The following is an 11,767-nucleotide window of genomic DNA, read 5'->3' on the forward strand; positions in this document are numbered from 1 at the left end:
ATTTTTATATTAAATTCCGCAAAAGAAGCTTTAATTTTCTTCCAGAATCACATCGCTAAAAAACTTCTTGTTTTGAGGCAAAATTCGAATATCTTCATTAATGTAGAACTTTCCAGTTAACCTTATATCTTCAGAAGAGGATCCCACCATAACTTTAAAATAACCTTTTTCAACTAAAAATTCCATTTTTTCATTATATAGCGCTAAAGTCTCTATTGGGAGATTAAAAATGATTCTTTTCTTTTCTGAAGGTTTAAGTGTAACCCTTTGAAAACCCTTTAATTCTTTTACAGGTCTAGTTACACTGGCTACTTCATCATTCATATACAGCTGAACAATTTCGTCACCCGTTTCTTCACCTATGTTTTTAACATCCATGCTTATTTTCACAATTCTATCGTTATTTTCAATTTGAAGATTCCCATATTCAAATTGCGTATAACTGAGGCCATGACCAAAAGGATATAGTGGTTTGGCAGGTGAATCTGTATAATCTCCCCACCATTGACTCCTTCCTCCAGAAGGCTTGTGATTATAATAAACTGGAATTTGCCCCACATGACGCGGAAAAGATATAGGTAATTTCCCTGAAGGGGATTCATCACCCAAAATAATATCTGCCAGAGCATTGCCACCTTCTTCACCAGGTAACCAAGCTTCAAATATTGCAGAAACATTTTTTGACACCCAGTCTAACGAATATGGCCTTCCGTTTACAAGAACAACAATTACAGGTGTTCCAGTATTTATAACAGATTTTAGTAAATCAAGTTGTACGCCTGGTAAAATCAACGTAGAACTATCACGAGATTCACCAGTTGTGCAATCCAATGTTAACCCGGATTTATCACCTAAAACTAGAAGGGCAACATCAGAGTTTTCAGCAAGTTCAACCGCTTCTTTAATCATTTCTTTGTTGTCATCATTTATTTCACAACCTTTTGCGTAAGAGGTTTCTACATTTAATTTTTCTAATTTTTCTTTCAAACTTTCATATATGGTTTTTATTGGCAATTCACTTTCGGAAAAAGTAATTCCCTCCATTGCAGAAGTACCAAAAGCTCCTTGTTTTAAGGTTTCTAAGTGTGTTAAATAAGTATAATCCCCTGTTAAATTTCTAGCGCTGTTTGCATTCGGCCCAATTACTGCAACTTTTTTTATTTTTGAATTCTTTTTCAAAGGTACTATTCCGTCATTTTTCAATAGAACAATTGATTTTTTAGCAATTTCATATGCAAGTTTTCTATCCTCAGGTGTATCCAAATTATCTGGAACTTTTTCCAAATCGACATAAGGATTTTCAAATAATCCCATCTCAAACTTTAATCGCAAAATATTTCTAACAGATTTATCAATAAATGCTTCGGAAAACTCTCCATTCTCTATCGCATTCTTTAATGGTTCTTTATAACAATCAAAAGAGGGAAGTTCAACATCGATCCCAGCTTTTAACGCTTTTATGGCCGCTTCTTCTTTATTTAACGCTATTTTATGATATTCCATCAATGAATTGATTGCAAAGTAATCGGAAACAACAATACCATCAAAACCCCATTCCTCTCGCAAAATCCTTCTCAACAAAGTTTCAGAGGCTCCACAAGGTATACCATCAATCTCATGATAAGCATTCATAACAGATTTAACTTTTCCTTCCTTAATAGCAGCTTCAAAAGGAAAGAGAAAGGTTTCTTTTAGTTCCCTTTCTGGGATATGAGCTGGCGCCCAATTCATCCCACCTTCAGAAACCCCATAACCCACAAAATGCTTTAAAGTAGCTACTATTCCATTCTTCAAATCATCAGATTGTAATCCTTTAACATATGCAACTCCCATCTTTGCTATCAAATATGGATCTTCTCCAAAAGTTTCCTCAGTTCTCCCCCATCTAGGATCTCTAGTTACATCAACAACCGGAGATAATCCCTGATGTATTCCAAGGGCTTTCATTTGATTTCTTATACTTGTTGTCATTCGCTCTATCAATGGAGGTTCCCACGTACTTGCCGCACCAATCATCTGAGGGAAAATGGTCGCACCTCTCGTCATGTAACCACTCAAACACTCTTCATGCATAAAAGCGGGAATCCCCAATCTTGTTTCAGTGAGAAGAAATTTTTGAATTTTATTTGCTAACTCGGCTGTTTTTTTTGGAGAGAATCCTGTAGCCCCTCCTGGACGAGTTATTTGACCAATTCCTTCTTTCAATAAATTTTGAGCTTTTTCAAAAGAGAAATTACCATTATCAAGAAGTTCGTAGCTCCAAAAAGAACCAAGTTGGGCTATTTTTTCATCCAAAGTCATTTGTTCTAAAAGGTCTTCAATACGTTCTTCTATAGGTTTATCCGGATTTTTGTAAACTTGCATAAAAACTTCCCCCTTGTAAAGTATTTTATCGTTTTTGTTTTTTTCAGTATATTTTTCTCCCTTTTTCATCATAGATCATTGTTTTTCTATAAAAGTATGAATTTATAACATCTCTCCATTCTTTAGCACTTTCCTTCCTACTCCTAAAGGCGCTGTATATTTCTCATATATATTCCATGACTTTAACATAATTTCTGATAAATTATTTAAAACAGTTTCATTATTTCCGAAAGTACATTTTATCCATTCTTCTATAATTTTCTTGCCAGTCAAGGAAGGATCCCAAGCAAGGCGACCAAATCCGTACAAATTTGCTTGTGCTAAAGTATGGCCAGTCCAGTTAATTTCATCCCCTATATTTGATATTCCGGCTATTCCAAAATTCTGTGAATTAAATACAGAACCAGAAACGATCTTTGCTACTGAGGTCCCCTCACCAAATAAGAAAGTATCAAAGTCTTTAACTTCTTTCCATTGGGGAACAAGATAACAAAGATGTTTTTGTTGTCCAGTGTATTCTCGAGTAATCTGAAATTCAAGTATTTGATTTGTTTTTTGGACCCCCGCAAATAAAGGATTTACCTGCGTATCCTCTTTCTATGGTTCCCTCCAAATTATCCCAGTGATTAATAATTCTAAGAGGAACATAAGGGTTTTCTAATAGCTTTAGCTGATCTAAAGTTTTTCCCATTTGTATGTTTTGAATTAATTTGTAGGTACCGTATAGCAAACCTCTATCAGATTTCGCTGCTATTAAAATAAATTTTTTTGTAGAATTTTCTACTTTTTTGATCAAAAAGCCTTCTTCATTTAATGATGTGTATTCTTCTTCTTTTATTGTGTTATTGAAAAATGAACCACCCTCTAATTCCGAAATTATTGTAAAAGTACGTTTAATAGGTTTGTTAGTTATGATGGCTTCTATATTAAAAAATTTCTTTATACTATAATAAAGTTCATTTTTAATAGAATCGATTATATATCCATCGATACTTATTACAATATTTTTAAAATATTCTTTATATTGATCATATAAACTTGGAGTTTCTAATCTTTGGTAATTCAACCAACATTGATAATCTACATCATTTGAATATGGAAACATTTAAACTTCCTCCTAACCACCAAGAATAAACAAAAAGTACTAATTTTTAAATATTAAGAAATTGCTTTTATACCTCTTCTTTCAAGGACAATTACATTTCATATCTTAAGAAGATATCAAACTTGAAAATTTTTTTAATTTTACTTATTTCAAAGATTTTTGGAAAGGCGAGCATAGAAGGAATATTTGGAATGAATTTTCTATGCTCGCTTCTTTCCAAATTTTTACTTATTTTTCTAAAATAATATTCCCAAAGTTTACAGTGCTTTGATAGTTATTCCCAGTTGGGTCATTCCAAGTGGTTATACCTACTCTACTTCCAGTTGCACCTGCATCATTGACTTGAACATCAAATCCAACGACTTCTCCTCCACTTGGGGAAATAAATTTCCAAGAAATTGCTGCTTCTACTATATAACCATTTTCTACAATCTTTGTAGCAGTTTTAAAATTGGCTGCAGAGCCTCCCGTACCAAATGAAGGGGTATTTACGTAATTGACTCTGTACTGTGCATCATCATTTTCGTAAAAACCTGTTTTATTATTATTTTCATCTATGAATATTTCTAATGAATCCTGCTCCCAAGCGTTTGTATTTTCTTTATTAAGAACCGGATCTTCAACAATAGCCAATACATACAAAGCATTTTCATCCCAAAGTACTCGAAAGCTGGCTTTTGCGTTATTTGAGCTACTCGATACAATAGTTTCGGTGATATATTCTTCGTTTTGAGACCAAACCTCATCTATTTCTGCATCTATAACCAGTGTACCGTATTTTGCTGTTCCTACGGATGCACCTTCCAAGGTTAATACTCCATAATTTATTGTTTGCGATTTCTGTTGATTTGTATTATCACTCCAACTATATATGTTCTCTCCGTCTATTACTGCTATGTCAAATCCAATTTTCTGCTCTTTTTCTAATTTTTTCGGAAGATTTATGGAACATTCAAAAGAATACTTTTTATAGCCTGGACTAACGAAATATTCAACTTCCACATCTTCTTTATTTTTCTCAACAGTCCAATCTGGATGAATGATTACCCATCTATCATCTTCTTGTAGGTAAGGTGTCTTGGCATTATTAGGATCAATGAATATCGCCACTCCATCTTCTTCATCACTTGTTTCATTAAAGACTTCACCATAAACAAATAATTTGTTTTCATCCCATATTATTCTGGCATTAAGTTTTTCTTTTCCATTTTCATCATATATGAATATTGGTTTTGAAAACAAATAATCGTCATCTAACATACCATATGGAATAGCGGTACCTTGAGAGATTGCATTGGATTTTGGAACAATTGGCAAAACAGCTGGTTCTACAATTCCCCAATATGCATATTTCGATTGATAATCTTTATCAAACAAAAGCGGCCAATCATTTCTGGTTTGATTTTTCCAAGAATAGTCGTCTTTAAGACCCCAGAAAGTTACACTGGTTATAACATCATCGTATTTTTTGAGGATATCAAAAAGTTCTTGGTATTTGTACCCTTGCTCAACTAAGGCTTCGTATGGTGGAGACATGTAATTGGATCCTTGATCTGTATAAATACTCATATCAATTTCAGTTATTTGAATTTCTATACCAGGAATAGAACTAAATAACTTAATAGCCTCTTCAACCTGTCTGAGATCCGTTCCAATTCCAATATGCATTTGCATTCCAATCCCATCAATTGGAACTCCTTTTGCTTTTAATTCCTTTACCATGTTGTATATATAATCTCTCTTTTCTGGCTCGTAAGTATTGTAATCGTTATAGAAAAGCTTAGCGTTTGGATCGGCTTCATGAGCGAATTTGAATGCATACTCAATATACTCTGGGCCCATGATTTCATACCAAAGAGACCTTCTATAACCATCTGGTTGATTGGGATCAATGGCTTCATTGACAACATCCCACGCGTATACTTCTCCCTTGAAATGTCCGACAACGTCGTGTATATAAGTTTCCATTCTTGAAAGAAGCTCGTCCTTTGAAATTAAATTTCCATCTTCGTCTTTAAAGAACCACTCAGGTGTTTGATTGTGCCAGACTAAAGTATGTCCGCGAACTTTTATCCCTTTTTCTTTAGCATATTCAATATACTCATCGGCAACTGAAAAATCATAACTTCCTAACTCCATTAAAATACTTTCTGGCTTCATTTCGTTTTCAGCGGTAATAGAGTTAAAGTGCTTTTCGACCATCTTCATTTCAAGAGGATTAACTAGAACTTTGTAAGGAATAGCAACTCCTATATCAAAATTGTCTTTATATTTATCTTTTAAAGCCATAATTTCCCATTCAGGTTCATAGAGAGGAATCGATTTATCTATTATTGAAAAATCATCCAAATAAAATGAGAGCGTAGGATTCGGTGATTCAATATAAAAGATCAACTCTTCCACTACTGCTCCAGATTTAACGGTATAAGAACCTGTCAATTGTGTCCATGTATCCGAAGGAACCTTTTTTTGCCATAAGATCGTGTCGTAGTTAGTATTAGCGTCAGAAGCGTATTTTCTTTGCATTGTGAGAGTGATTAATTGATCTTCCCCCGTATCTTGATATACATATATTTCAAAATCATAACTGGTTCCAGGTTTTAAGGTTTTTGCAAGATTTATTTGTGCGCCATTCCAATTGCTTTTTCTTCCCTCAACAGCTAAAGAATATTTCCCACTATAGGATACTTCATTAGATAGCGAAATAGAGACTTCATCTCCTCTTGGTTCCCAACTATGCTGTTCGTCTTCAAAACTTGTCTTAGAGATCACTCCTGCTCTTTCAACTTTGTTAGTTCCCAGAATCTGAAAGTTGTCTATATAGTATGTGAAGTTACTTTCCAAAGGAGTTACTATTCTCAGGGAAAATTTTTCAACAGGTTCATTAAAACTAAATTTGAACTCTTCATTTATCTCCTTCCAATAATTTGGCATCACAACCTTCTCTGCGATTGTTTCAAAGCGCTCCCCTTTACTATCTTTTATATAGGCTACTATCCTAAATAATTGAGGATCAGGAGAAGTTTGATAAATACGAGTAGTAATTTGGAAATTAGCTGAATTAAAAATTTGCCAATCTTTTGTTAGATCAATTTCTGCTCCTTCCCATCCTGAGGTTCTATTCTCTATCTTTAAGGATTTTTGAGCTTCGTAGGAAAATTCATCTACTACTGTAATCGAAACTGCTTCTCCAACTTTTTCAATTTGAACCGGTTCTTCGAAGTTCAAAACCATCTCATAATCTCCTGGATTTATAAATCCATTTAGACTATTTGTCTCACTTGATCCTCCCAATAGAATAGCAGCCAGTAAACCAATACCTAACAATGAGGTTACAAATAATAAATCCTTCATTTCATCACTCCTCCTTTCCACAAAAATAGTCCCGCCTGAGATATTCCAAAACATACTTTAACCTAACCGTTACCTTATGAATCCCTTTTAAAATCAAAATCTTAATTTCACTATGACACATAGATATCGAACTATAAAGTCAGATATCTACCACCTTCTACCTTCACTGGATTACCATCCACTCCTATCCATACTGTTAAAGAAGAAGGATTATAAACTATTTTTTTATTTACACTAAACTTTAAATTCCTTAAAGCTTTCAAATAATCCACAATCTCTACATTTGTCGCATACCAAATTGTTTCATCGTTCGATATTTTTTTGCAAAACTCTTCAATCATATCCCAATTATTATTTCTCTCAAATTCAAAACTGTGTCCCCATACATACAACAAAGGCATAGTTTCGTTAGATTCTAATTTCTTGAATTCTTCATATTTTTTTAACAAGTTATCATCATGATGACAAGTAGGATTCCACCTCAAAAAATGTGTAGGTAAAGAAAAGTTACCATGGGAACTAACTGTTCTTGAATATTCAATTCCCAAATATGGAAGTAATTCTAAAAGTTCTTCATCGTAATCCCCATAAGGATATGACATTCCCCTTATTGGATAGTTTACTAAAGACTCTAATCTTTCTCTATCTTCCATAATTTCCTCAATTATTGATTCCTTTGGTACTCTTGTGAGATAAGGGTGATTTAATGTATGTATAGCAACTTCGTGACCCTCAAAGAGATCCCTTATTTCTGAAGAGTTTAAAAATGGTTCTGAATCTAATTTTCCTGAATTCAAATGGAAGGTACCTTTGATTCCGTACTTATTGAAGATCTTTATCAATCTTCTGTCATAAATTTGTCCATCATCATAACTCATGGTTAAAGCCTTTATTTTGCCTTGTGGATAAAAACCAAAAGATATTTTCATTGTATATTGACTCCTTCTCAACAATTCTGAAAAATAGAACATTTAGTATCGATTTTTATTATCAAACTTTGATATAATTCTTACCCTTTTTTAAAGTAGAGATTGGACCTAAAGAACTTTTTTCAGCTTTTTGTTCATCTAAAAAATCTGTATCTAAGACTAAATTTCCACCATCAGGACGTTCAAAATCAGCATCAACAATCCTAACCCTTTCTAAAGAATTTGTTGAACATACTTCGCCTACAATATCTTCAAAAGTATCGGGAAGTTCACAAGACATATAAACTTCTTCACCTTTCTCGATAACACTAAATTTCGGATCAAAACTTTTATCAACTAACTTCTCTTTTTCTCTTTCAAATGGTTCCGCTCCATTGAAGTAGGCATTGTTGTTAATATACACCGGTTGTTCTACTAACTCAAGAGTTTTAATATCCCAACCTTTTTCATCTACCTTCTTCAAGTACTCTTCTAATGATGTTGTATGATTCATATAATGTGATGTCCCAACACCTTCTATACCATCTTTTCCAATAAAAATATTGTTGTAGAAACGATCATCACCACCGTAAACACAGGCATACCCTGCAACCGTTGTACTATGTGGTCTATGGTATGGAGTATAACGATTTAATACTTTCCTTTTCTCCATCTTACCAGCAATTAAATTGTTAATGTAGGCACCACCCTGAGACATGTTATCTATTGCATATTCAGAAGCTAAGATGTTGTGATCGATAACATACGGACCATGACTTACTTCCACAAATAAATCACGGTTATTTTTGTAAAATAAGTTTTTACTTACCCTCGTTCCTTGTGCTTGCCAGTCCAGCCATAATCCTAAAGAACAATCATGTATACGATTATGATAAATCTGAACATCTATGGCTGCATGTAATTTGATACCTGCAATCTCATGTCCCCAAAATTCCCTTTTTATAGCAATTCTATAAATGTGGTTATTGTAGATTTCACTAAAAACACATCCTAAATGACCTACAATAGCATTTTGACCACAATCATAAATTGTATTGTTCCGAATAATATGTGACCCAATACTTTCTTTACTCCATCCGATATGTTCAGCACTAAAAACAGATTCTAATTGATATTGATGCCCAGTTTTGTCTTTACGAGTTGAATGATATAGATGGCCGGTCGAACCTTCCTTTCCTATACTTATTCCACTACATTTTGAGTCATGAATAATATTGTTTTCAATTATCCAACCTTTGCTCCAATTTGCTCCAATTAATCCAGGTTGATCTGCTGTTGGCGGAACCCATGGTGTTGCAGCATGAGCCATTTCAAAACCTTTCACCGTTATATAATCTCTCCCAATTTGATCTGGATAAAAACAGGATCTGCGTACATTGATCTCTACTAATTCTTCATTTGGGTTCGCACCATGGAAGTTTGCGTATATAGTTGTTTTTTGATCATCTACTTCCGCATACCAAACATACTTTGTTTGCTCTGGATTTAAAACCGGAACCTTTTTTTGTGTCCAATGGTCTACTGTCTCTGTTCTAACCTTAGGATCTTTTAAATCTTCAAAACTGTTAGCTTCGTAAAATGACATACCGTTTAGATAAACGTCTCCTAAATGTCTCTTCTGATCAGTCGTAACAAGCCAATCTCCAAATATTTCTTCTTTGTACGGATTAAAGTCACCAAAAAATGAGTTTGGTAATTCACATTTCCAGATGTTTCCTTCAACCTTTTGCCAATCTTGGATCCTTTCAGATCCTTTAATAACTACCTTTTCTCCTTCAGCTGCTTGATATGTAATTCTTCTTTTGTTGCTTAATCCTTTGTTTTTAGGTTTTACCCATTCACGATATACCCCTTCGTGAACTATAACTTTATCTCCAGCCATAGCAACAGAAGCAGCTTTATTTATCGTTAAAAAAGGATCTTGTTTAGTTCCTAAAGCTCGATCAAAGCCAGTCTTTGCCACATGATATTCCATGTTTTTTAAATCCCCCTTTTTATTTGTACGACTCTTGTTTTATTTATCTCCTTTATTCTCATACAACCAACATCGAACCATACGGTTTTCTGTTTGTATTTCTGGTGGCATATTATCTTTACACTTTTCCATAACAAACGGGCATCTACCTGCAAACTTACATCCTTTTCTCATGTACTCTTCTGTTTCCAATTCTTTTATACTTATCCGTTCTGTCCATTTCTTTTTCGGATCAGGTTCCGGTATCGATTCTTTTAACATCTGTGTGTATGGGTGTTTCGGATTCATCAGTACTTCTTCCACCCCACCCATCTCTATTATGTTCCCTCTGAACATTATCCCTATCCTGTCACTTACGTAGTATGCGGTCGCTAAATCATGCGTTATGTACAACACACTTACATTGTACTTGTCCCTTAAATCTTTGAACAAGTTCACTATCGACATCCTCAACGATGCATCCACCATCGATACCGGTTCGTCTGCTACCAACAACGATGGTGTCGTTATGAGCGATCGCGCTACCGATATCCTTTGTAGTTGTCCTCCTGAAAACTCGTTGGGGTACCTTCCTTTTACTTCCGTCATACTTAATCCTACCGCCTTTAGTGCTTCTTCTACCCTTTTTCCATTCCCGTTCTTTGTTATCCCGTATTGCTTTGCTGTGTCGTATAGGTATCTGTCTACCTTCCTCAACGGATTGAATGTTTCAAAAGGATTTTGAAATACCGATTGTACTTCTTTCATGAACTCTTTTTTCTCTTCCCATTTTTTTAGGTTTACTATGTCTTTACCTTTGTAGTACACTTCACCTTGTGTTGGTTCAAGAAATCCTAGCAGCATCTTTGAGACCGTTGATTTTCCACATCCACTTTCCCCTGCAAGTGTGAATATTTCATTTTTGTATATGTGAAAGTTCACATCATCTACCGCTAGTAATTTACTTCTTGCAAATCCCCCTCCTACTACGAATACCTTTTGTAGTTTTTTCGTTTCCAACAACTTTTCTTGTGTATTTATTGCCGTTTTATTTTCTTGCATCTTCCACACGCTCCTTTGAGTTCAAAAAACAGGCTGATTTGTGTCCGTCACTTATCTCAACGAGTTGTGGACGTTCCTTTTTACATATTTCCATCGCATATGGACATCTGGGATGGAATGGACATCCTTGCGGTAGGTTCGCTAGTGAGGGGGGTGATCCAGGTGCACTGACTTTGTAACTTTTGTCTCCCATCTTTGGTAGTGAGCCTATTAGAAATTTTGTGTATGGGTGTAGTGGGTTTTCGAATATCTCATCCGTTTCCCCTTCTTCTACAAACATACCTGCGTACATTATCCCCATCCTGTCCGTTATGTTCGCATGTACAGCCATGTCGTGGGTTACCAGTATTATCGTGTTTTTTTGTATTTTTTGTATGTCTTTTAGTAATTGTATTACCGCCCTTTGCGCTACTACATCCAACGCCGTTGTTGGTTCGTCCGCTACTATGATCCTTGGATTGAGTATCGTTGCTAAGGCTATCGTCGTCCTTTGCCTCATTCCTCCAGATAGTTGGTGTGGGTATGATTTTAATACCCTTAGCGGTAATCCCAAGGCGGTTAAATGTTTCTTCAGTGGTTCTTCAAATTCTTTTTCTTCGTCTTTTATCTTTTTGTGTGAGGTCACAAAGTCTTTGAATGATTCTTTTATCCTTATTATCGGATTCAACGCACTCATCGATCCTTGCGGTATGTACGATATGAATTGCCATCTTAATTTCCTGTATTCTTCTTGACTCATTTTGGTTATGTCTATCTCTTTCCCTTCAACTTCGTAGTATATCTTTCCATCTACTATCCTCAGTGGTGGTTCGGCTAAACCACATATCGTTTTTAGAAATGTGCTTTTCCCACATCCACTTTCCCCTGCTATCCCGTATATTTCATCTTCTCGTATACTTATACTTACATCGTTGACCGCTTTTACTTCTTTTTTCTCTTCTTGCATTTCAAATATGTAATACGATTTTAGTTTTTCTGTTTTTAATACTTCCAACCTTT

At 34.8% G+C, this 11,767-nt stretch carries 7 protein-coding genes and 1 pseudogene; all 8 read right to left on the reverse strand.

Annotated features, from left to right (window positions below; translation table 11 throughout):
• Positions 1-30: 30 nt before the first annotated feature.
• The 8 genes and pseudogenes from X929_RS09325 to X929_RS09360 all read right to left on the reverse strand — a co-directional run bounded on the left by X929_RS09325 (position 31) and on the right by X929_RS09360 (position 11,762).
• Complete coding sequence (locus tag X929_RS09325; RefSeq protein ID WP_012208081.1) at positions 31-2,364, reverse strand: glycoside hydrolase family 3 N-terminal domain-containing protein; 2,334 nt, start codon at positions 2,362-2,364, stop codon at positions 31-33.
• Between the two features lie 135 nt (positions 2,365-2,499).
• A pseudogene (locus tag X929_RS09950) lies at positions 2,500-2,946 on the reverse strand (alpha-glucuronidase); the annotation flags it as partial.
• Entirely contained in the window at positions 2,900-3,469 is a 570-nt protein-coding gene (locus X929_RS09335) for an alpha-glucuronidase family glycosyl hydrolase (protein ID WP_041534003.1), read from the reverse strand. The pseudogene X929_RS09950 and the gene X929_RS09335, both read right to left, overlap by 47 nt.
• A 228-nt stretch (positions 3,470-3,697) precedes the next feature.
• The gene (locus X929_RS09340; RefSeq protein WP_103067748.1) at positions 3,698-6,823 is read right to left on the reverse strand and encodes an endo-1,4-beta-xylanase; all 3,126 of its coding nucleotides are present in this window, start codon (positions 6,821-6,823) and stop codon (positions 3,698-3,700) included.
• Positions 6,824-6,954: 131 nt separating this feature from the next.
• The gene (locus X929_RS09345; protein WP_103067749.1) at positions 6,955-7,752 is read right to left on the reverse strand and encodes a polysaccharide deacetylase family protein; all 798 of its coding nucleotides are present in this window, start codon (positions 7,750-7,752) and stop codon (positions 6,955-6,957) included.
• 61 nt (positions 7,753-7,813) lie between these two features.
• Entirely contained in the window at positions 7,814-9,727 is a 1,914-nt protein-coding gene (locus X929_RS09350; protein WP_103067750.1) for a right-handed parallel beta-helix repeat-containing protein, read from the reverse strand.
• Positions 9,728-9,766: 39 nt separating this feature from the next.
• Entirely contained in the window at positions 9,767-10,768 is a 1,002-nt protein-coding gene (locus tag X929_RS09355) for an ABC transporter ATP-binding protein (RefSeq protein WP_103067751.1), read from the reverse strand.
• Entirely contained in the window at positions 10,755-11,762 is a 1,008-nt protein-coding gene (locus tag X929_RS09360) for an ABC transporter ATP-binding protein (RefSeq protein ID WP_103067752.1), read from the reverse strand. Before X929_RS09360 ends, X929_RS09355 begins: the two co-directional genes overlap by 14 nt.
• Between the last annotated feature and the right edge of the window lie 5 nt (positions 11,763-11,767).

This window comes from Petrotoga olearia DSM 13574 (assembly GCF_002895525.1).
Taxonomy (GTDB): domain Bacteria; phylum Thermotogota; class Thermotogae; order Petrotogales; family Petrotogaceae; genus Petrotoga; species Petrotoga olearia.

Coding starts and splice junctions, on each gene's coding strand:
- X929_RS09355 (WP_103067751.1), bottom strand. CDS start 10,768: ATGCAAGAAAATAAAACGGCAATAAATACACAAGAAAAGTTGTTGGAA.
- X929_RS09345 (WP_103067749.1), bottom strand. CDS start 7,752: ATGAAAATATCTTTTGGTTTTTATCCACAAGGCAAAATAAAGGCTTTA.
- X929_RS09350 (WP_103067750.1), bottom strand. CDS start 9,727: ATGGAATATCATGTGGCAAAGACTGGCTTTGATCGAGCTTTAGGAACT.
- X929_RS09325 (WP_012208081.1), bottom strand. CDS start 2,364: ATGCAAGTTTACAAAAATCCGGATAAACCTATAGAAGAACGTATTGAA.
- X929_RS09340 (WP_103067748.1), bottom strand. CDS start 6,823: ATGAAGGATTTATTATTTGTAACCTCATTGTTAGGTATTGGTTTACTG.
- X929_RS09335 (WP_041534003.1), bottom strand. CDS start 3,469: ATGTTTCCATATTCAAATGATGTAGATTATCAATGTTGGTTGAATTAC.